This window comes from Nocardia sp. KT25-26, assembly GCF_056627695.1.
This window is the reverse complement of sequence record NZ_CM152813.1, coordinates 3,714,595-3,735,605: the sequence shown is the minus strand read 5'-3', so window position 1 is coordinate 3,735,605 and position 21,011 is coordinate 3,714,595. Positions and strand designations below refer to the sequence as shown.

The 21,011-nt window shown below is 68.9% G+C and carries 21 protein-coding genes; 13 read left to right on the top strand and 8 right to left on the bottom strand.

Going from position 1 to position 21,011, the window contains the following annotated elements:
• The first annotated feature begins 7 nt into the window (after window positions 1–7).
• A complete protein-coding gene (locus AC1HFH_RS17035) occupies window positions 8–1,756 on the top strand; it encodes a sensor histidine kinase (RefSeq protein WP_480243776.1) in 1,749 nt (582 codons plus the stop codon).
• Window positions 1,757–1,961: 205 nt separating this feature from the next.
• Entirely contained in the window at window positions 1,962–2,243 is a 282-nt protein-coding gene (locus tag AC1HFH_RS17030; RefSeq protein ID WP_480243775.1) for a GlsB/YeaQ/YmgE family stress response membrane protein, read from the top strand.
• A 109-nt stretch (window positions 2,244–2,352) separates the two neighbouring features.
• Here AC1HFH_RS17030 and AC1HFH_RS17025 read toward each other — a convergent pair whose 3' ends face one another.
• Both AC1HFH_RS17025 and AC1HFH_RS17020 read right to left on the bottom strand, forming a co-directional pair.
• Window positions 2,353–2,859 (bottom strand): HAD domain-containing protein, encoded by a 507-nt coding sequence (locus AC1HFH_RS17025; protein WP_480243774.1) that lies wholly within the window; start codon window positions 2,857–2,859, stop codon window positions 2,353–2,355.
• A gap of 25 nt (window positions 2,860–2,884) precedes the next feature.
• A complete protein-coding gene (locus AC1HFH_RS17020; protein ID WP_480243773.1) occupies window positions 2,885–3,304 on the bottom strand; it encodes a PaaI family thioesterase in 420 nt (139 codons plus the stop codon).
• Between the two features lie 25 nt (window positions 3,305–3,329).
• On the opposite strand from AC1HFH_RS17020, the gene AC1HFH_RS17015 reads away from it, so the two are divergent.
• Window positions 3,330–3,950, top strand: coding sequence for a TIGR03085 family metal-binding protein (locus AC1HFH_RS17015; protein ID WP_480243772.1), 621 nt, complete (start codon window positions 3,330–3,332; stop codon window positions 3,948–3,950).
• A gap of 15 nt (window positions 3,951–3,965) precedes the next feature.
• On the opposite strand, the gene AC1HFH_RS17010 is transcribed toward AC1HFH_RS17015, so the two are convergent.
• On the bottom strand, window positions 3,966–4,874 hold the full coding sequence (locus AC1HFH_RS17010) for a cutinase family protein (protein ID WP_480243771.1): 909 nt from the start codon (window positions 4,872–4,874) through the stop codon (window positions 3,966–3,968).
• A 175-nt stretch (window positions 4,875–5,049) separates the two neighbouring features.
• Here AC1HFH_RS17010 and AC1HFH_RS17005 point away from each other — a divergent pair, with 175 nt between their 5' ends.
• Both AC1HFH_RS17005 and AC1HFH_RS17000 read left to right on the top strand, forming a co-directional pair.
• Entirely contained in the window at window positions 5,050–6,186 is a 1,137-nt protein-coding gene (locus AC1HFH_RS17005) for an LLM class flavin-dependent oxidoreductase (RefSeq protein WP_480243770.1), read from the top strand.
• A gap of 3 nt (window positions 6,187–6,189) precedes the next feature.
• On the top strand, window positions 6,190–6,849 hold the full coding sequence (locus tag AC1HFH_RS17000; RefSeq protein WP_480243769.1) for a CE1759 family FMN reductase: 660 nt from the start codon (window positions 6,190–6,192) through the stop codon (window positions 6,847–6,849).
• 92 nt (window positions 6,850–6,941) lie between these two features.
• Here AC1HFH_RS17000 and AC1HFH_RS16995 read toward each other — a convergent pair whose 3' ends face one another.
• Window positions 6,942–7,790 carry a nucleotidyltransferase domain-containing protein gene (locus AC1HFH_RS16995; RefSeq protein WP_480243768.1) on the bottom strand — a complete coding sequence of 283 codons (849 nt, stop codon included), beginning with the start codon at window positions 7,788–7,790 and terminating at the stop codon, window positions 6,942–6,944.
• An 84-nt stretch (window positions 7,791–7,874) separates the two neighbouring features.
• On the opposite strand from AC1HFH_RS16995, the gene AC1HFH_RS16990 reads away from it, so the two are divergent.
• Entirely contained in the window at window positions 7,875–8,759 is an 885-nt protein-coding gene (locus AC1HFH_RS16990; protein ID WP_480243767.1) for an SGNH/GDSL hydrolase family protein, read from the top strand.
• A gap of 199 nt (window positions 8,760–8,958) precedes the next feature.
• Here AC1HFH_RS16990 and AC1HFH_RS16985 read toward each other — a convergent pair whose 3' ends face one another.
• Window positions 8,959–10,215 carry a Glu/Leu/Phe/Val family dehydrogenase gene (locus AC1HFH_RS16985; protein WP_480243766.1) on the bottom strand — a complete coding sequence of 419 codons (1,257 nt, stop codon included), beginning with the start codon at window positions 10,213–10,215 and terminating at the stop codon, window positions 8,959–8,961.
• 254 nt (window positions 10,216–10,469) lie between these two features.
• Between AC1HFH_RS16985 and AC1HFH_RS16980 the strand changes: the two genes are divergently transcribed.
• On the top strand, window positions 10,470–11,468 hold the full coding sequence (locus AC1HFH_RS16980) for a LysR family transcriptional regulator (protein ID WP_480243765.1): 999 nt from the start codon (window positions 10,470–10,472) through the stop codon (window positions 11,466–11,468).
• 24 nt (window positions 11,469–11,492) lie between these two features.
• Here AC1HFH_RS16980 and AC1HFH_RS16975 read toward each other — a convergent pair whose 3' ends face one another.
• Window positions 11,493–12,083, bottom strand: coding sequence for a QsdR family transcriptional regulator (locus tag AC1HFH_RS16975; RefSeq protein ID WP_480243764.1), 591 nt, complete (start codon window positions 12,081–12,083; stop codon window positions 11,493–11,495).
• 129 nt (window positions 12,084–12,212) lie between these two features.
• Between AC1HFH_RS16975 and AC1HFH_RS16970 the strand changes: the two genes are divergently transcribed.
• Window positions 12,213–13,034, top strand: coding sequence for an SDR family oxidoreductase (locus AC1HFH_RS16970; RefSeq protein ID WP_480243763.1), 822 nt, complete (start codon window positions 12,213–12,215; stop codon window positions 13,032–13,034).
• A 35-nt stretch (window positions 13,035–13,069) separates the two neighbouring features.
• Window positions 13,070–14,308 carry an acyl-CoA dehydrogenase family protein gene (locus tag AC1HFH_RS16965; RefSeq protein WP_480243762.1) on the top strand — a complete coding sequence of 413 codons (1,239 nt, stop codon included), beginning with the start codon at window positions 13,070–13,072 and terminating at the stop codon, window positions 14,306–14,308.
• A gap of 180 nt (window positions 14,309–14,488) precedes the next feature.
• Here AC1HFH_RS16965 and AC1HFH_RS16960 read toward each other — a convergent pair whose 3' ends face one another.
• Entirely contained in the window at window positions 14,489–15,811 is a 1,323-nt protein-coding gene (locus tag AC1HFH_RS16960; protein ID WP_480243761.1) for a metallophosphoesterase, read from the bottom strand.
• A gap of 341 nt (window positions 15,812–16,152) precedes the next feature.
• On the opposite strand from AC1HFH_RS16960, the gene AC1HFH_RS16955 reads away from it, so the two are divergent.
• The 4 genes from AC1HFH_RS16955 to AC1HFH_RS16940 all read left to right on the top strand — a co-directional run bounded on the left by AC1HFH_RS16955 (window position 16,153) and on the right by AC1HFH_RS16940 (window position 19,701).
• A complete protein-coding gene (locus AC1HFH_RS16955) occupies window positions 16,153–16,347 on the top strand; it encodes a hypothetical protein (RefSeq protein ID WP_480243760.1) in 195 nt (64 codons plus the stop codon).
• A 102-nt stretch (window positions 16,348–16,449) separates the two neighbouring features.
• Window positions 16,450–17,679 (top strand): GAF domain-containing protein, encoded by a 1,230-nt coding sequence (locus AC1HFH_RS16950; RefSeq protein WP_480243759.1) that lies wholly within the window; start codon window positions 16,450–16,452, stop codon window positions 17,677–17,679.
• A gap of 106 nt (window positions 17,680–17,785) precedes the next feature.
• Window positions 17,786–19,303 carry an acetaldehyde dehydrogenase ExaC gene (exaC, locus tag AC1HFH_RS16945; protein WP_480243758.1) on the top strand — a complete coding sequence of 506 codons (1,518 nt, stop codon included), beginning with the start codon at window positions 17,786–17,788 and terminating at the stop codon, window positions 19,301–19,303.
• Window positions 19,303–19,701: a DUF779 domain-containing protein gene (locus AC1HFH_RS16940; RefSeq protein WP_480243757.1), complete on the top strand. Its 399-nt coding sequence runs from the start codon at window positions 19,303–19,305 to the stop codon at window positions 19,699–19,701. The genes exaC and AC1HFH_RS16940 overlap by 1 nt, the downstream gene beginning before the upstream one ends.
• Before the next feature lie 19 nt (window positions 19,702–19,720).
• Here AC1HFH_RS16940 and AC1HFH_RS16935 read toward each other — a convergent pair whose 3' ends face one another.
• Window positions 19,721–20,950, bottom strand: a complete 1,230-nt coding sequence (locus tag AC1HFH_RS16935; protein ID WP_480243756.1) for a metal-dependent hydrolase family protein — start codon at window positions 20,948–20,950, stop codon at window positions 19,721–19,723.
• Between the last annotated feature and the right edge of the window lie 61 nt (window positions 20,951–21,011).

Below are 21,011 nucleotides of genomic sequence, written 5' to 3'. Positions count from 1 at the left end.
CGCAACTATGGCTAGTCGGCCGGTGCAGCCGGGCTCCTACAGCCGGGCGGCCCTCCGCGAGGCACTGTCGCAGTCCCGGCTCCGGGAACTGCTCGACGAAGTGCAGGATCGTCTGGAACTGATCGCCGGTGTGCGCGACCAGATGGACCGGCTCATCGAGGCGATGCTGGTCATTACCTCCGGGCTCGACCTGGACGAGACCCTGCGATCCATCGTGCACGCCGCCATCGAACTCGTCGACGCCGGCTACGGAGCCATCGGTGTCCGGGAAACGACCGAGGGGTTCGGTGGCGGACTCTCCGAATTCGTCTACGAGGGAATCGACGAGCGCACCCGGCGCCTGATCGGGGACCTGCCGCGTGGGCACGGGGTTCTCGGACTGCTGATCCAGCAACCGAAGCCGCTCCGGCTCACCGACCTGTCGACCCATCCGGCCTCGGTCGGGTTCCCGGCGCATCACCCGCCGATGCGCAGCTTCCTGGGCGTCCCGGTGAAGGTTCGCGACGAGGTGTTCGGGAACCTCTACCTGACCGAGAAGGGGGGCGGCCGGGAGTTCACCGAGGACGACGAGGTGATCGTGCAGGCGCTCGCCGCCGCGGCCGGTATCGCCATCGAGAACTCCCGGTTCTACGAACAGACGCGCCGACGCCAGGAATGGCTGGAGGCGACCCGGGACATCGCCGCCGAAGTGCTCGCCGGTGCTGCTGCCGACGACATCCTGGACCAGATCACCCACCAGGTGCTGCGGCTGTCCCGGGCGAGCACTGCCCTGCTGGCGCTGCCCGACGACCCGGACACCCCGCCCGGAGAAGTGACCACACTGATCGTCCGGTCCGCGGCCGGCATCGAGGCAGAACAGTCACTCGGCTGCACGATCCGGCTCGACGACACCGGTGTGGGGGCAGCGTTCCATGACGGCCCGGAACCGATGGAGATCGCCGCCGCCGATCTCTCGATTCTCGCGGCCCGCACCGATATCGGGCCCGTTCTGGCCATCCCGCTACGGGCCGGCCAGCACACGATCGGGGTGCTCGTCACGGCGCGGGCATGTGGTGCACCGCAACAGGACACGACCGAACAGGAATTGGTCGCCGCCTTCGCCGAACAGGCCGCCCTGGCCATCCGGCTCTCCGATACCCAGCGCCGCATGCGCGAACTCGATGTGCTGTCCGACCGGGACCGGATCGCGCGGGATCTGCACGATCACGTCATCCAGCGGCTCTTCGCGGTGGGAATGTCGTTGCAGGGGACACTGCAACGTGCCCGCACACCGGAGGTACGTACCCGGCTGAACGAGACGGTCGACGAACTGCAGGCCATCGTTCAGGACATCCGGCACTCGATCTTCGACCTGCAGAGCAACACTGCCGCGGAGTCGCCGTCGCTGCGGCAGCGCCTGCACCGGATGTTGCTGGAGATGACCGCCGACTCCGATCTGCGGACCTCGATCCGGCTCGCCGGCCCGCTCAGCATCCTGGCCCCGCCCCTGTCGGATGATCTGCAGGCGGTGCTGCGGGAGGCGACCAGCAACGCCGTCCGGCATGCCAAGGGCGCCGCACTGGCCGTGACCGTAACGGTCGGCGACATGATCACCGTCGAGGTGGCCGATGACGGCATCGGCATTCCCGAGCACCCGGATCGGCGCAGTGGCCTGGCGAACCTTGTCGACCGGGCCGAACGGTACGGCGGCAGCTGCACGGTCGGGCCCGGCGAAACCGGTGGTACGACGCTGCGCTGGACGGTTCCGCTGCCCTGATGCGGGTCCGGCGGAGTTGTCCCTTGGCAGCTGTGCGTCGTCCGAATCGTGACCCCGGCAGCAGGCTCTCGCACCGATGCGATGACGGGCGGGACACGGTTGGGCATCGCAGGTGCTTCGACCCCTGGTCCCGGAGCGTTCCGGACGAAATCATCGAAGGGGAATCCGCGGCACACCGCCTCGGTACTACGTGGAGGTTCGACCCATGTTCAATGCCATCGTCCAGATCTGTGGTTTCCTGATCATCGGCGCGGTCATCGGAGTCCTGGCCCGGCTGCTCAAGCCCGGCAAAGAGAACATCAGCATGGGTATGACCCTGTTGGTCGGTATGGGCGCCGCGCTGATCGCGGGCGTCATCGCCAGCCTGATCGGCGTCGGCTCGATCACCGAACTGAATTTCTGGGGCTTCGTGATCGCCGTGATCGCCGCCGTGGCACTGCTGTTCGCCGTCGAGGCGATGAGCGGCGGCAAACACCCCTCCGCCTGATTTCGGCGTGCCGCGCCGGTGCACTCATCGGCGCGGCACGACCGGCCTCCCACGAGTGGCAGCCGGACGCACCCCGCGGGCCGATCCTGCCCGGAGGCAGTGAAGCGTGTCAGGCCGAACCATTCTCGGTGATCCACGTGTGAAGAACTCCGAAATCACTCGGCTGCAATCCGATCCGGGGGTCCACCCGGAGCAGTAGCGCGCGGCCACGGTGCCGGCGCGTCACCCACTCCCGGTCCCCGGTGCCGATTTCGTCGTCGATCCAGATGAACGCCCGCCCGGCGGCGTGGTCCAGCAGCGGGCGGGTCTTCCAGTGCAGTCCGAACCATCGGTCGATGTGATCGTCCGGAACCTCGGGCCACTCGACGACGTTCATCTTCGGCAGGCCGAGCAGCGGGCCGATCATCGCCTCGGCGTCGTACTCCCAGGTGGTCGCCCACACCGGCTCGACGGGTAACGAGGCGAGCCGCCGACCGATCTCGGGATCGAGCCGGTGCACGAGAGGATTCGTCGCGGCGGAGAACCCGGGTGCCGGGGGGCGGTTCTGCGAATGCGCGCCGAACGGGATCAGTGGTCCGTCGACGTCCAGGTAGAGGAGTGGTCTGGCACCGGTCATGGTGTCGCAAGTGTAGGCACGGTCCTCACCGGACGGCCTGTGTCTGTGTCACCTTCGCCACCAGTTCGCCTGCAGCGTCGTGGATCTCGGTTTCGACGACGATGAGCGAACGGCCGGTGTGCAGGGGGCGGGCGGTGGCGGCTGCGTATCCGGAGCGGACTGCGCGCAGGAAGTTCGTTTTCGATTCGACGGTCGTCGTAGCCCGGGTACCCGGGGGAAGGTTGAGGTGGGCGCAGACTGCGCCGGTGGAGTCCGCAAGCGCGATGAGGGCGCCACCGTTCAGGGCCCCGCGCACCGTGCACAGCGATTCGTCCCAGGGCAGCCGGCTGCACACCAGGTCGGGTCCGTGTTCGACGACTTCGATGCCGAGTCGCGCCGTGAAGGGCATGGATTCGTGGAAGAGCTGGATTCCGGCGGTGTCGAGTTCTTCGGCCCGTTCGTGCACGTCCGGCCGGTGTTAGGGTCGGACGATGAGTATGGCTCGACGGGAACGCCGGGAACTGGCCGAGACGATGATCGCGGCCGGTCCGGCGGCACCCACCCTGTGCGGTGACTGGACGGTGCGGGATCTGGCCGCACATCTCGTCGTGCGGGAACGCCGGCCCGACGCGGCACCGGGCATCCTGATCCGCCGATTCGCCGCCCGGCTGGATCGGGTGCAGCAGGCCACCGCGGAGCGGCCCTTCTCGGAGCTGGTCGAGCAGGTGCGCACCGGCCCGCCGTGGTGGTCGCCGCTGCGGCCGGTGGATGCCGTGGCCAATCTGTCCGAGATGTTCGTCCACCACGAGGATGTCCGGCGTGCGGCGCCGGAATGGGAACCGCGGGACCTGTCCGACTCCGACCAGGCCCGGTTGTGGAAGCTGCTGGGTCGGATCGCGCGGATGTCCTACCGGAACTGCCCGGTCGCGGTCGACCTGGTGAACCCGGCGGGCGACCGGATCTCGATTCCCGGTGGCGACCAGCAGGTCGTGCTCAGCGGCACCCCGGCCGAACTGCTCCTGCATGCCTTCGGCCGGGACCGGGTCCGGATCGAGGCCGACGGCGATCCGATCGCCGTGGAAGCCGCACTCACCTGCGACCGCAGCGTGTGACGTCCGGCCGGGCGACTATGCCAGGGCCGCTTCGACGAGCCGCTGACGCAGCCAGGTCAGTGGTGTTGCACCGCCCGAGTCGATCACGTAATGCGGGTAGCTGGTGTGCACACCCGACTCCAGGAACTCGTCGATCTGCTGCTTGCGTTCCTCGTAGGCCTCGCGGTTGAGCTGATTCGACAGCAGGCCCAGGCCACCGGCGGCCAGCGCGTCGGCGACCAGCTCCGAAGCCTGCCGCTGATAGGAGTCGAACCGGGCCGGATCGGGATTGGACAGCTGGGTGAAGAACCCGGCGAAACGGCCGGCGAAATCGCCGTGCGGCATGGCGCAGTACAGGTCGCCCTCGACGCAGAAGGTGAACGTGGCCGGGGTCAGCCAGCCGAATCCGGTCGGGCGGGGGCCGGAGGCGCCGGCGCCTGGGACGGGTGGCCCGATCAGGTTGTCGGCCGGGGATCGGCGAGGGTCGGCGATCAGGCCGACCAGGACCACCCGGTCGGGGGATACCGCGGCGAGCCCGGTGCCGATCTCGGCGGCGAGGTCGCCGGCGGCATCGGCGCCCTGGCTGTAACCGAGCAGTGCGAATTCGGTGCCGGGGCAGGCACGGGCGACCGATTCGAGCAGGCCACGGGCATTGTCCAGGGCCTCCTGCTTGGAGCGGCCGTAGACTTCGCCCTCCCAGGGGAATGCGGTGGCCGGATAGGACACGTAATCGGTGCGGGTATCACCCGGGAGGTTGTCGGCGACGGCGGCGAGCATCCCGCGACCGGGTTCGGATTCGGAGGTCTCCCAGGTGCCGGGGACCGCTACGACCTGTAGGTCGGGGCAGTCGTTCGGGTCGGCGTGGGCGGTGGTGGCGACGCCGAACGGGATGATGCCGGTCGTCAGGGCCGCCGCGCATGCGGTGGTGATCCATCGAGAAAACATCGAATGCTCCGGGGGTTCACAGCCGAACACGTTGTCGGATCGGCGAATAGTCTGTGGCGATTTTAAGGGACCGACCGGGGGTCTGCAGGGCGTGGAACAAATCGTGGCCGCTCTGCGTTGACTGGAACGAAATAATCGGACTACGGTCCGTTTTAGCTGGGTCGAGGAGGTTGCAGTGCAGTTCGGAATTTTCAGCGTCGGTGATGTGACCACCGATCCGACCACCGGGCGTACCCCGACCGAGGCCGAGCGGATCAAGGCCATGGTCGCCATCGGAGCCAAGGCCGAGGAGGTCGGCCTGGACGTCTTCGCGACCGGCGAGCATCACAATCCGCCGTTCGTTCCGTCGTCGCCGACCACCATGCTCGGCTACCTGGCCGCTCGCACCGAGCGGCTGATCCTGTCCACGGCGACCACCCTGATCACCACCAATGACCCGGTGAAGATCGCCGAGGACTTCGCCATGCTCCAGCATCTGGCCGACGGCCGCGCCGACCTGATGTTCGGCCGCGGCAACACCGGCCCGGTGTACCCGTGGTTCGGCAAGGACATCCGCGACGGACTGGCCCTTGCGGTGGAGAACTACCACCTGGTGCGCCGGTTGTGGCGCGAGCGGTCGGTCGAATGGGACGGCAGGTTCCGTACCCCGCTGCACGGCTTCACTTCGACCCCGGCACCGCTGGACGGCACCCCGCCGTTCGTGTGGCACGGCTCGATCCGGTCGCCGGAGATCGCCGAGCAGGCCGCCTATTACGGCGACGGCTTCTTCCACAACAACATCTTCTGGGACCGGCAGCACACCTCCCGGATGGTGAAGCTGTACCGGCAGCGGTTCGAACACTACGGTCACGGCGGCGCCGAGCAGGCGATCGTCGGCCTGGGCGGGCAGGTGTTCCTGGCCGAAACCGAGGCCGAAGCGAAGCGGGTGTTCCGCCCGTACTTCGACAACGCGCCGGTCTACGGGCACGGTCCGTCGCTCGAGGAGTTCACCGAGATGACGCCGCTCACGGTGGGCACCCCCGAGATGGTGATCGACCGGACCCTCGGGTTCGCCGACTATGCCGGTGACTACCAGCGTCAGCTTTTCCTGATTGACCATGCCGGGCTGCCGTTGGCGGCGGTTCTCGACCAGATCGAGATCCTCGGCCGCGAGGTCGTTCCGGTGCTGCGCAAGGAGTTCGAATCGCGTCGGCCGGCGCACGTGCCCAGCGATCCGCCGACCCACCCCACCCTGGTGGCTGCCGGTCCGGAAGCGCCCCACCACCTGGTCGAACCGGCCCGTGCCCGGCTCATCGAAACCACGAAAGGCTGACCGATGCCCCGTACCGTCGTTGTCCTCAGTGCTGGACTTTCGCAGCCGTCTTCGACGCGGCTGCTCGCCGATCAGCTCGCCGCCGCCACGTCGGCGGCGGTCGGCGCCCGTGGCGAGCAGGTGGAGTTCGACGTGATCGAGTTGCGTGAGCTGGTGGCCGAACTCGCCACTACGACGGCCGCGGGTGGGATACCGACTCCAGCGGTCTCCGCCGCGCGGGACAAGATCTCGGCCGCCGACGGGTTGATCGCGGTCACGCCGGTTTTCGCCGCGAGCTACAGTGGACTGTTCAAGATGTTCGTCGACGTGCTCGATCCCGAGGCACTGAACGGAATGCCGGTGCTCATCGGGGCCACCGCGGGTACCGCGCGTCACTCGCTGATGCTCGAGCACGCAATGCGCCCGCTGTTCGGCTACTTCCGGGCCGTCGTGGTGCCGACCGGGGTCTTTGCCGCCACCGAAGATTTCGCCTCGACCGAACTGGGCGAGCGGGTCCGGCGAGCAGCCGCCGAGTTAGCGGCACTGGTCGTTGCCGAACCGGTGGCCGTCCCCGGTTTCCTGTCCGATACCTCTGTCCGGCAGCGCACTTCCGGGACGACGATCGATTCGGTGACGCCCTTCGCCCGGCTGCTCGCCGGTCACACCGGTGATCCCGAGGACTGAATCGGCCTACGACCGTAGCCGTTCATCCGACCCGGCGGGCCCCGGACCGTGGTGTGCCGTTCGCGGAAGCGACGCACATCCGGAGCCGGACGCTACTGTCGGGGGCATGCGGCGCCCGAAGATCGGATCGCGGGTTGGGCGGCGAGACCGCACTCACGAAAGAAGCGGTCCGCTGCTGTCCGGGCCCGTTCCGGATCGCCGGGTCGTTCCGGGTGCCGGGTCGTTGCCCGTTCGAACTCGGCGACGACGAATTCGGCCACCGACGACGGCACCGGGCCGGCGCCCATTTCGCGAGTGGCCGACTTCCGGTCGGTGAGTTCGGCGACCGCGCTGCGCAACTCCGGTGTCAGTTCGCACTGCTCCATGAGCGTGGGCAGATGCATCGGCGGCACCGCCGCGCGCGGATGTTCGTGCAGCCAGCGCAATGCCATGGCCGGCCGCAACGAATAGAACAGCTTCTTCAGCGACACCTCGCCCTCGCCCAGCCGCCGCCACTGCCGTTCGCCCAGATGCCGGTAGTGGCGTGCGATCCGGTCGCGGTCGGCGATCTCCGTGGCGAGTTCCCGGAACCGCCGCCGGAATTCGGGTTCGCCGCGGTACACGATCGGCGACATCAGCCACTCCACGATCACCGCGTTGCCCTTCACGAGCAGGCGCAACGCCTTGGCGAGGTCCCAGCCGTTGACGTCGAAAACCTCGGTGAGCGGCGTTTCGATGACATCGCGCGTCGACCACGGCGACAAATAGATTTCCGGCCGTGCCACGTACACGAACCGGCAGTCGTAATCGGAATCGGGGGAGGGGAATCCCCAGGCCCGGCTCCCGCTTTCGACGGCCAGCAGCACCGTCACGTCGCGCTCGCGTTCGATCCGGTCGAGATCGGCATCGATGGTGCCGACCACCGCCGGATCCATCGAGGCCGGAATCGCCCGCAAGGTCATGGGCGTGATGCTACGGTCCGTCTGCTCGGTGCTGCATCCGAATTTTCCGGCGCCGGTGGACTGCACGGCGCGAGAGGGGACGTCATGGCCTGGCGGAATGTGCTCGCTCTACTGTCATCGGTGGCGCTGATCGCCGGACCGGCGGTCGCAGCGCACGCTGCGCCGGGGATTTCGCCGGGCAGCCGCTATGTCGCGCTGGGCAGTTCCACCGCGGCCGGTACCGGGATCCTTCCGGTCACGGACCTGGCCTGCGGCCGCTCGGAACGCAGCTACCCGCGGCAGGTGGCGCAGCGACTCGGCCTGCACCTGGTGGATGCTACGTGTGCCGGCGCCAGGACCGCCGATGTGCTGCGCAACCGGCAGGTCCCACCGCTCGGCGGGAGGCCGGTACCGCCCCAGATCGACGCCGTCACCGCCGATACGGCGCTGGTCACCATCACAGTCGGCAGCAACGACCTCGGCTACCTTCCGCATCTGCTGCGCGGCAGCTGCCCGGTGCGACAGTTGCCGGCCGAGCTGCCGTTCCGCGACGATATCGCCGGTGTGCTCTGCGCTCCGGCCGCCGCCACGCCGAATCCGGCGGCCTACGCGGCGCTGCGCAACGCTCTGGCCGACACCGTGACCGAGGTCCGAGCTCGGGCACCACGCGCCGAAATCGTGCTCGTCCAGCACCTTCCGGTGCTGGACCCGGCGGCCACCACCTGCGCGGCGGCGCCCGTCGACCCCGGGACCGCCGCGGCGTCGGCCCGCATCTACGAACAGATGGCGCAGGCCACGGGCGCCGCCGCAGCCGACACCGGGGCCCTGCTCGTCGACACCGCCGCCGCGGCCGCCGGCCATTCCCCGTGTTCCCCGCACCCCTGGCTGACCGGCGTCACCTCGGTAGCCGGAATCGAGCTCGTCCCGTACCACCCGAATGCGGCCGGCGCCACCGCCCTGGCCGACCTGGTGACCGCCCGGCTGCGCTGACCTGCCGGTTGCAGGCAGGGTATCGGTGCCGTCCTGGCCAGGGGAGTTCCCGGGGTAACCCTGCATCGAGGTGCGCGGTTGTGCGTCGCCGGCGGTGCTGTGCCGCACATCTCGATGCAAGGTGTTCCTCGTCGATATCGTCTCCGCCCGGCACCATCGCGGGTCGGACGAGCTCAGCGGCTTTGGACGAACTTCTTGTTCAGGGGATGAGGACCGGTCCCGCGACCGGTGGCGGGACGTCGGCCCAGCGGTGGCCGGTTTCCCGCGGAGTGGCCCCGAGATCGGTCCATGCGGCCAGCAGCCGGGCCACCTTGTCGTGCATGACGCTGCGGAGCCGGTCGAAGGAGTTCTGCGGGTTGTCGTCGACCTCCCCGAGCAGCAGCCACCATGCCCAGGCGACCGCGCCGGCGTTGGCCACGAAGTCCGGCAGGACGGCGATTCCCCGGGCCGCCAGCATGGCTTCCGCCTCCGGAGTCGTGGCGGCGTTGGCAGCCTCGACCACGACACGTGCCCGGACGTCGAACGAGTTGTCCGGCGTGATCGCGTACGAGATGGCCGCCGGGACAAGGATATCGACGTCGGCGCCGAGGACGGTGTTGCGCGGCAGCTGCTGGACTCCGGCGGGCAGCCGGGACCGGTCGATCTCCCCGAATCCGTCGCGGAGGTCCAGCAGTGCCGGGATGTCCAGTCCGTCGGGGCTGTGCAGGGTGCCGGCGGCATCGGCCACGGTGGTGACCTTCATCCCGGCCTCGTGCAGGTAGAAAGCTGCTGCGCCGCCCATGGTGCCGACGCCCTGGATGGCGACGGTGGTCTCCGCCGGCGCCCGGCCCCACGACACCGCGGCAGCCAGGCAGGCATGCGCGACACCGTAGCCGCCGATCACGTCGCCCAGCAGGAACCCGCCGTCGACTGCGGCGGTCAGGCCGTTGCGCACCCGGATCAGGGCGGCCTCCGGGTCGTCGGCCCGGCTGATCGCCGCGTGGTAGCTCTGCCCCAGCCCGAGCCGGGCGAACACCTCATCGATCAGGTGCTGCGGGACACCGAGGTCCTCGGCGGTCACCCAGTGCGAGTCGATCCAGGGGCGCATGGCCTCACAGAAGCGCTCCAGCACGCCGAGGGCACGCGGATCCTTGGGATCGAAATCGATGCCGCCTTTCGCACCGCCGATCGGCAGATCGAACGTGGCGGTCTTGTTGGCCATGCCGCGGGCCAGGTCCTCGACCTCGGTCAAGGTGCACCCGGGCCGCATGCGGGTGCCGCCGGTGGCCAGGCCGCCGCGGAGGGTGTGCACCACCAGGTAGCCGACCGCACCGGTCACCGAGTCCGTCCAGTGCAGACGCAGATACGGCTCGTTGCGCCGCACCGCCGGGGCAACAGGCGCAGCCACGGGGACGGCCGGAACGGTCTGCCCGGTCACCTGCGGGGTTCCCCCGGCCGGGTTCTGCATCGTCGTCACGGCGACTACCTCCTCATCGTTCTCACGTGGGCCACTGTGATCGAGAGGAACTGCGGGTCGCGTGTTCTCTCACCCGGTCCTCGTCGACCCCCGGCCGGTGGCTCGCGTCCGGTACCACCAGACTGCGGTGAAACCCCTGGCTGCGTCCATTTACGGTTCGTTCACGGCAGTGTTCACGGTTCCTGCACAACCATCCGGCCGCGGCTGCTGCACAACGATCGGGAGTTGCTTCGGCAACGTCTAGGCTCGGGGATATGGATCTGTCGTTGACCCGGCTCCGGATGCTGCGCGAGCTCCATCGGCGTGGGACGATCACCGCGGCGGCGACGGCTCTGCACTACACCACGTCGGCGGTGTCCCAGCAGCTCGCGCAGCTGGAGCGGGATGTCGGCACCCGGCTCTTCGAACGCCGGGGACGACGAGTGCAGCTCACCGACCTGGGAGTTCTGCTCGCCGAGCACGCCGAGGAAATCCTCGCTTCGGTCGAACGTGCCACACAGGCGCTGGAGGAAGCGGGCGAAGCCGTCACGGCGAAGCTCACCGCCGGTGTGTGGGCCTCGGTCGCGTCCGGCCTGCTCCCCGGCGCGCTGACCGCACTGGCGCGCACCCACCCCGGCATCCTGGTCCGGACCAAGGAGCTCGCCCCGGAAGCGACCGCAGCGGCGGTCCGTGACGGCACTCTCGACCTGTCCTTCGTCATCGACTACTCCAACTATCCGATGACCTGGGACCACAGCCTGACCCGCGCAGTCATCGCGGTCGAGCGGATCTACGCGGCCGTTCCGTCCGGAGCGGTCCCCTCCGCCACGGTCACCCTGACCGAACTCGCCGACCACCCGTGGATCCTCGCGCCCGCGCGCTCCCACTTCGGGCACTCGGCTCGGCTGGCGTTCCAATCGGCCGGACTGGCCCCGCGAATCGATCACGAAGTGGAGGAGCAGGCGACCGCCATGGCCATGGTCGCTTCGGGCCTGGGCGTGACGCTCGTGTCGGATCTGGGTCTCGCCTTACGGCCGACCGGCGTGGACATCGTTGCGCTCGGCGATGTCCTCACCCGCACCGTGTCGCTGGCCTATCGCACCAACACGGCCCGGCGTGCCGCCCTGCTCCTGGTCGTGGATGCGATCCGGACCGCCGCCGCGGAGAAGGGCCTCGCCGTCGACACCGCGCTGCCCGTCGCTGCCGGGGCGGAGTCGGTCGTACCGCCGGTGAAGCCGATCGAGCCGACCGATACGGGTCTGGGACTCGCTTGAACCGGGCCCGCAGATGGCGGACCGTCAACCACCCGGGTCGGGCTCGGCCGCCGGGTGCGCCCGCGGCTGCCCGAGCAGCAGCGCGACGAGATCGAGGGCGGTGTCGATCTCGGCGTGATCGCCGCCGAGCAGCGGGGCGTACAGGTGGACGTCGCTGATGCGCACGATCGCTGCGGCGAGGACGGGGGCCGGGAGGGCGAGTTCCAGGTGTCCGGCCTCGGCCTGTTCGGTGAGCAGCCGGGCCAGCATGTCGGTGGAGATCGAGGCGATGGCGCCCGGCATGAGGGCGAGCCGGATGAACACGGTGGGTTCGCGCCGGGTGAGTGCCCGCAGCGGCTCGGAACCGTCGACGCCGCGCATCATTCGCTCGATTGTGTCCAGGACCAGGTCGGCGCCGGTGCCGGCGGCGGCCGATATCGCCCTTCGGCAGGTGCGTTCGGTTGCTTCCGCGAGGACGGTGGCGAGGAGGTCGTCGCGGTTGCCGACGTGGCGGTACAGCGTTGCCCGGCCGATGCCGAGGTCGGCGGCCAGTGACGACATGTCCAGCGCCCGGCCTGACAGGTACAGCTGTGTCGCCGCATCGATTGCTCGGCGGCGTTCCGTAGATTCACCCACTCGCTGACTCCTCACTTCCGGCTGGGCAGGCGCGATCCGTCGGTGGTGCCCCGTTGACAGCCCCGCTCCGGTGAGACACACTCCCTAAGTGTCTCACGCAGCTGGGTGAACCGCCAACGAGGAGTGGATGTGCAGGTCGAAGGCAAGGTGGCGGTGGTCACCGGCGGTGGTAACGGCATCGGTGCGGCACTGGCCGCGAAACTGGTCGATGCGGGTGCCCGGGTGCTGGTGGCCGATCTCGATGCGGCGGCCGCCGAGGCGGTGGCCGCCCGGATCGGTGACCGGCACCCGGGCGCCGCGGTCGGGGTGGGCGCCGACGTCTCGGATGCCGCCGCCATCACCGGGGTGCTGGACCGCGCGGAGAACGAATTCGGTCCGGTGGACCTGTACTTCGCGAATGCCGGCATCGCGGGTTCGCCGGGACTGGACATCACCGAGGACGACTGGGACCGGGCCCTCGACGTCAATCTGCGCGCCCATATCCGGGCCGCCCGGCTGCTCGTACCGGGATGGCTGGCGCGCGGCCAGGGCTATTTCGTGGCCACGGCCTCGGCGGCGGGTCTGCTCACCCAGATCGGTTCCGCCGCCTACTCGGTGACCAAACACGCCGCGGTCGGTTTCGCGGAATGGCTGAACGTCACCTATGGCGACCGGGGTGTCCGGGTGAGCTGCCTGTGCCCGATGGGCGTGGACACGGACCTGCTCTACGAAGGGCGCGACTCCGGCGATCCGCTGGGCGCCGCGGCCACCCGCGCCGTCACCGAAGCCGGGGCGGTGCTGACCCCGGACGAGGTCGCCGACGACGTGCTGGCCGCCATGGCCGAGGAACGGTTCCTGATCCTCCCGCACGCCCAGGTGCTGGACATGTACCGGTACAAGGGCGCCGACTACGACCGCTGGCTCGCCGGCATGCGCCGTTATCAGGCCGGCCTGCTGGGCCGGGACAACTGATCGTTCGACCACGATCCGATCCGCAGGAGAAATCCATGTCGATGTTCGAGATGTCCGAACGCGCCGAGCAGTATCGCATCGAGCTGCTTACGTTCATGGACTCGCACATCTATCCCGCCGAGCCGGTGTACGCCGAGCAGATGCGCGCCTCGGGCGATCCGCACTTCCATCCGCCGATCCTGGAGGAACTGAAGGCCGAGGCGCGCACGCGCGGACTGTGGAATCTCTTCCACCCGCATCCGGAATGGGGACCGGGGCTGACCAATCTCGAGTACGCGCCGCTGGCCGAGATCATGGGGCGGGTCGAGTTCGCCGCCGAGGTGTTCAACTGCAGTGCGCCCGACACCGGGAACATGGAGGTCCTGACCCTGTTCGGCAGTGCCGAACACCAGGAGAAGTATCTGAAACCGTTGCTGGACGGCACGATCCGCTCGGCGTTCGCGATGACCGAACCCGCGGTGGCCAGCTCCGATGCCACCAACGTGGAGATGTCGATGGTGCGCGACGGTGATGACTACATCCTGAACGGCCGCAAATGGTTCGCGACCAACGCGCTGCACGAGAACTGCCGGGTGCTGATCGTGATGGGCAAGACCGATCCGGCCGCCGCGACGCATCGGCAACAGTCGATGATGGTCGTGCCTATCGACGCCCCCGGCATCACGATGGTGCGCGGACTGCCGGTGTTCGGGTATCAGGACCGTGACGGTCATGCCGAGATCGACTTCGCCGATGTCCGGGTGCCGGCGAAGGATGTGCTGAAGGGAGAAGGGGAGGGCTTCGCCATCAGCCAGGCCCGGCTCGGACCGGGCCGGATCCACCATTGCATGCGTACCGTCGGGATGGCGGAACGGGCCCTGGAACTGATGTGCCGCCGGGCGCTGTCCCGGGTCACCTTCGGCAAGCCGATCGCCGCGAACGCGAACATCCAGGACTGGATCGCCGAGGCGCGGGTCGATATCGAAATGGTCCGGCTGCTCACGCTGAAAGCGGCTCACCTGATGGATACGGTGGGCAACAAGGCGGCCCGCACCGAGATCGCGGCCATCAAGGTCGCCGCGCCGCAGATGGCGTTGCAGATCATCGATCGCGCCATCCAGGTGCACGGCGGCGCCGGGGTCACCGACGACTTCCCGCTCGCGACGGCCTGGGCGCATCTGCGCACGCTGCGCCTGGCCGACGGCCCCGATGAGGTGCACAAGCGTTCGATCGCCCGGCAGGAACTGGGCAAGTACCGCCCGAGGGAAACCGGGAAGGCGCCGGCGCACGGGTGACACTTCGATCGGCTGGGGCAGGGTCGTTCGAACCCGGTATACCCTCGCTCGTGACGCGGACCACCGGGCGTGGGCGTTGCGCTGTCCGCCGTGCGGTGGAACGGCGATCGCGCCCGCGCCGGCCCGAACCGCGGCGCGCGGCCACCCCGGCGTGCTGTTCCGCTGCACAACGACTGTCGGTCACGCCTGCTTCGAGGCGAGCTCCACGACAGTGATGTCCGAGGGTGCCCCGACCCGCACCGGCGGCCCCCAGGCGCCCGCGCCGCGGGTGACGTAGAGCTGGGTGTCGCCGTAGCGTTCCAGCCCGTCGAGCGTCGGATTCGCCAGCCCGGCGAGGTAGTTCATCGGCCACAGCTGCCCGCCGTGGGTGTGTCCGGACAGTTGCAGGTCTACGCCGTGCCGGACGGCGTCGTCGATGACGACGGGCTGATGCGCCAGCAGGACCGAGGTGCGGGCCGGGTCCCGGCCGCCGAGGGCGGCGGCCACATCGGGGCCCTGCCCGACCCGCTCGCCCGCGACGTCGTCGACACCGGCCAGGTCGAATCCGGGTAGCTCGGTATGCGTGTTCGACAGCAGGTGCATACCCAGATCCTGGACATGTTCCACCCACTGTTCGGCACCGGAGATGTATTCGTGGTTGCCGGTGACGAAATAGGTGCCGTGCCGGGACCGCAGCCATTTCAACGGTTCCACTGCCGAGCGCAGATGTTCGACGCTGCCGTCAACCAGATCACCGACGACCGCGATCAGATCCGGATCGGTGTCGTTGATGGTGGCGACGACGCGTTCGGCGAAGCCACGGCCCAGGATCGGCCCCAGGTGGATATCGCTGACCACCGTGATCCGGAATCGGTGCGCCGAGCGGGGGAGCGAGGCCAGCGGCACCGTCAGCCGTTTCACCTGCGGTCCGGACAGCACGCTGTGTGTGCCGTACCCGACGGTCGAGGCCGCCGCGACGGCGGCCGCCCCCGCGATCATCCGGGAGACGAATACCCGTCGGGACGGTTGGGGCGCAGCGATATCGGCCGCGGCCGGTTCGTCGGGTGACCGATGGTCCTTGTCGGAAACCGGGGACGGCTTGTCGGTTCCGGCGTTTTCGACAACGTCGGAGGATGTCCCCGGCGGTGGGTCGGCGCGCAGCTCTGCTGTCGGTGCGACCGGTCCGTCCCGCCCGGTGTGGCGGTGGTCCGGCGCGAGCCGGGCGAGCAGCAGCAGCCGGATCAGTTCGCCGACCAGCAGTGCCAGGATCAGATAGACGAACAGGGCTCCCCACAGGTATCCGGGCCACGAGATCGCCTGCACCACCGGAAAGGGGACACCGAGGTTCTCCACCGTGAAGGCGCCGACCAGGAGCAGGGGACCGGCGATGACGAGGGCCGTCCCGGTGCGCCGGGCGAGTGACCGCGGCCGTGTCGTATCGCGGACCAGGCGCCGCCAGAGGTATCGGTGCAGCGCCGTGAACGCGGCCAGTACCAGTATTCCGACGATGACCGCGACGACCACTGTCCGTGTGCCTCTCTCCGATGTCCCCGCGACGGTCCCTCGGGTACCGCCGTCGTGCTGTCCGGCTGATCCGTCCGGCCTGCCACCGGGCGTCATCACACGACCATCATGCCGAAGCCGAGTACCGGCCCGCATCGAACGGCGCAGTACCGCGCCATGGCACCACGCCTGCAGTATGTTCTGGTTTCGTGCGTCGGCCGCGAGGTGGATCACAGTCCGGGATGCGGTTCTTTCGTGCCCGCGACGGTGGGCAATGTCGGTCCGGACCGCTAGGGTCCCTGGCATGTTCAGTGAACGGCACGATCGACGCACCGGCTCCGGTGCGGCACAGGAGCAATGACATGCAGCTCACCCGTTCGAATCGGCGCCGGATGGTGGCCTCGGCCGCCGTCGGTGTCCTGGAATTCCTGGCCGGCGACCGCGGTCGCGGTCCGATGACCGGCGTCCTAGCCGACGATTCGGCATCGCACCTGCTCGATGCCGAGCTACCCGTGACCGCCGGTGACGAGCAACGGGAGGTCGCCGTCTCGCGGTGACGCGCCGCGGCGCCGAACCCGAGGCACGGATGCCGCACCGATCGGCCGGTCGGTGCGGCATCATGGACAGACCGAGAAAACGTGACCAGAAAGATCGCGTAGATGGCGTCCCGCAGCACCCTTGCACTGCAACGAGCCACCCTGGAGAAGGAATGGAGCCGGTGGATCCAGGACGGAGCGGGCACCGCACCGCCCGGCGACACCGAATCCGGGCTGCGTAGTGAAGTGGCCGACTCCTGGCGGCGATCCGTCGGTTCCGTGGACCTCGAGCGTGCCGTTGCGCCCGCCGTCGATGCCGCCGATCTCGGTTCCCGGTGGGCCGAATCGCCGTTGCGCGAACCGGTGACACAACTCGCCGACCAATTGCACAGCGTCGCCGACGATGCGGGATTCGCCGCCGCGGTCACCGACGACACCGGCACCATCCTGTGGTCCTCCGGTGGCGCTGTGATGCGGCGCCGCGCCGAGCAACTCAACTTCGCGCCCGGCGGTCGCTGGGACGAACGGCATATGGGTACCAACGCACTGTCGCTGGCCCTGCAGACCGGCCGCCCCAGCAGTGTGTTCTCCGCCGAGCACCTGCTGGCCGCCTTGCACGGATGGGTCTGCTACTGCGCACCGATCCATGCACCCGACGGCCGCCGGCTGGGCGTGCTCGATCTGTCGTCCACCTGGGACCGCTCACATCCGCTCGCCATGTCGACGGTGCAATCGCTGGTCATCGCGGTGGAAGCGCGGCTACAGGCCGGCACCGCCGCTACCGCCGCGCCGGGTGTGCGGCTCACCTGTCTGGGCGGTGCCGGACTCATCCGGGACGGCCGGGCGGTGCCGATGCGGCGGCGGCGCCTGGAGATCCTGACCCTGCTGGCGCTGGAACCGGACGGCTTCACCCCCGAACGGTTGCACCACGCCATCTACGGCGATCGGCCGGCCACCTCCAGCACCCTCAAAGCCGATGTCTCGCACCTGCGCCGGGCCACCGGCGGGGAAATCGCGAACCGCGTCTACCGGCTGACCAGCCCGGTGTCGTGCGATGCCGTCGACCTGCTGGCCGCGCTCGCCGCGGGCGACACCGGCACCGCGGTCCGGCTGTATCGGGGGCCGTTGCTGCCCGATTCGGAGACCCCGGGGATCGTCGCCTGGCGCGAGCATCTCGAGGTCGCGGTCCGTGCCGCGGTGCTCGCCGCCGACGACCCCGAGCATGCCCTGCGGTACGGCGAACGGGCCCCCGACGATCTGGAGATCCACGAACACGCACTCCGATTGCTGTCGGCCAACGATCCGCGCCGTGCGGTCGCCACCGCCCGCCGATACACGGCGCTGCGCTCCTGAGCTGCGAACCCGGCCGGGTGGGGGTCAACTATCCGCCAACCGGTTGCCGCCATAGTGGTCCGCATCACTGTCGGGGGGGCTGCAGACTCGATGAGGAGTAAGCGTCATGACCTACGCGAAACCGGGTGCCGACGGCAGCATCGTCAGCTATGCCGCCCGATACGAGAACTTCATCGGCGGTGACTGGACGGCACCGGTCGAGGGACGGTACTTCGCGAATCCGTCGCCGGTCGACGGGCACACCTTCACCGAGGTCGCCCGGTCCACCGCCGCAGACATCGACCTCGCCCTGGATGCGGCGCATCGCGCCGCCGACGGATGGGGCGCCACCTCCACCACCGAGCGGGCGAACGTCCTGAACCGGATCGCCGATCGGATCGAGGACCACCTCGAAGCCCTGGCCGTGGCCGAGACCTGGGAGAACGGCAAACCGGTCCGGGAGACCAAGGCTGCCGATCTGCCGCTGGCCGTCGATCACTTCCGCTACTTCGCGGGCGCGATCCGCGCGCAGGAGGGCGGCATCGGCGAGATCGATGCCGACACCATCGCCTACCACTTCCACGAGCCGCTCGGTGTGGTCGGCCAGATCATCCCGTGGAACTTTCCGATCCTGATGGCCACCTGGAAACTGGCACCGGCGCTGGCCGCCGGTAACGCGGTGGTGCTCAAACCCGCCGAGCAGACCCCGGCCTCGATCCTGAAGGTGGTGGAGCTGATCGCCGATCTGCTGCCGCCGGGCGTCCTCAACGTGGTCAACGGTTTCGGTGTCGAAGCCGGTAAACCGCTGGCGGCGAGTCCACGGGTGGCCAAGGTGGCGTTCACCGGCGAGACCACCACCGGCCGGCTGATCATGCAGTACGCCAGCGAGAACATCATCCCGGTGACACTCGAACTGGGCGGTAAGAGCCCCAACATCTTCATGCCCGATGTGCTGGCCGCCGACGACGAGTTCCTCGACAAGGCGGTCGAGGGTTTCGTGATGTTCGCGCTGAACCAGGGTGAGGTGTGCACCTGCCCGTCGCGGGCACTGATCCACTCGTCCATCTACGACGAGTTCATGGCGCGCTGCCTGGCCCGCACCGAGGCCATCGTCAGCGGTGATCCGCTCGACGACGACACCATGATCGGCGCCCAGGCGAGCAACGATCAGTACGAGAAGATCCTGTCCTATATCGACATCGGCCGGCAGGAGGGCGCCGAGGTGCTCACCGGCGGCGGGCCGCGCAAGGTCGACGCTTTCCCGGACGGGTATTACATCCAGCCGACGGTGTTCCGGGGCAGCAACGATATGCGGATCTTCCAGGAGGAGATCTTCGGGCCGGTGGTATCGGTGACCACCTTCGATTCCGTCGACGAGGCGTTGAAGATCGCCAACGACACCCTCTACGGGCTCGGGGCGGGAGTCTGGACCCGGGATATGAATGCGGCGTACCGGCTGGGTCGCGGGATCAAGGCCGGCCGGGTCTGGACCAACTGCTACCACGCCTACCCGGCGCATGCCGCGTTCGGCGGATACAAGAAGTCCGGCATCGGCCGGGAGAATCACGCGATGATGCTGGACCACTACCAGCAGACGAAGAACCTCCTGGTCAGCTACTCGCCGAACAAGCTCGGCTTCTTCTGATGGCGGCGGACGTGCACCGCGTCGAGCTCACCGATCGGGCCCGGGACCTCCTCGACGGCCTGATCCGGCGGCACGGCGCGGTCATGTTCCACCAGTCCGGCGGCTGCTGCGACGGCAGCTCCCCGATGTGCTATCCGCGCGGCGACTTCCGGGTCGGCGCCGCGGACGTGCTGCTGGACACCGTGGGCGCCGACACCCCGTTCTGGATGAGCGCCGACCAGTACGAGTACTGGAAACACACCCATCTCACCGTGGATGTGGTCCCCGGCCGCGGCAGCGGATTCTCCCTGGAGGCCCCCGAGGGCGTGCGTTTCCTGATCCGCTCCCGGTTGCTCACCGACACCGAACTCCGCGACCTGGACTCGACCCCACCCCGCACCGGAACCGACGGCGAATAGCCGCAGGCCGGGCGGAGGGTCAGGGGCGGCGGTAGACGACGCCTTCCTTCATCACGAAATCGACCTTGCCGGTGATCTCGATATCGGTGAACGGGTCGCCGGGCATGGCGATGATATCGGCGATCTTGCCGGGGGCGAGGACGCCGAGGTCGTGGAGTTCGAGCATTTCCGCGGCCACGCTGGTGGCGGCCTTCAGGGCCCGCGCCGGGGTGATGCCGGTGGAGACCATGGTGGGGAACTCTTTCCAGTTCTGCGCATGCGGGAACATGCCGGCGTCGGTGCCGAAGGCGATGCGGACATCGGAGTTCGCGACGTGCTCGGCGCCGTCGAGGATCGCCTTGCGATGGATGCGGTACTTGCGGCGCTTGAAGCCGGGCTGGTTCGCCCAGTAGGCGTCGTCGTCGACCCGGCGGGCGTCGTCGAGCATGGTGAACTGGGTGGGTACCAGGTACACGCCCTTGTCGACCATCATCTGCAGGGTGTCGGCGGTGGCCATGTTGCCGTGGTCGATGCTGCGCACCCCGGCCCGGACAGCACGGCGCACGCCCTCGTCGCCGTAGCAGTGCGGGGTGGCCGGGCGGCCGAGGTCGCGAGCCGTGGCGACCAGGGTGTCCATCTCTTCCTGGCTGTAGGTGGTCTGGGCGGGGTCGTCGGACGGACTGGAGAAGCCACCGGTCGCCCCGAACTTGATCCAGTCGGCGCCCGCCCGGATTTCGGTGCGGACCCGGGTGCGGATCTCATCGCAGCCGTCGGCCGCCGACAGCTCCAGCAGCCGCGGCCGGCCCTGGAACTGGTCGCCGAGCGCGCCGCTGAGGTCACCGTGCCCGCCGCGGGCCGAGATCAGGTGCGGTGCCACCAGCATCCGGGGGCCGGGAATCAGGCCGGCGGCGACCGCATTGCGCAGATCGATGGTCGTGTAGTCCAGGTCGGCGCACATCAGATCGCGGATAGTCGTGAAACCGTTGCGCAGCAGCACTTTCAGAATCGGCAGCGCGGTCAGTGCGGTTGCCGCGGGGGAGCGGAGCAACGCCGGGTGCAGCGCCGGGCTGAGCGTGACGTGCGTGTGGCAATCCATGAAACCCGGGGTCACCGTGTGCCCGGTCAGATCGACCACGCCTGCGTCGTCGGGCGCCGGAATGTGTTCGGCGATCCGGGTGATCCGATTGTCGTCGACAAGAATGTCGCGCACGCCGGCCGGGGCGTCGGTGAGTCCGTCCCACAGTGTGGCACCGGTCAACAGGGTAGTCATAGCGCAGCCTCCGTATGCAGGCCGGATGATGGACCCGGCGGCCTCCCGGAAGGGGCCGTGC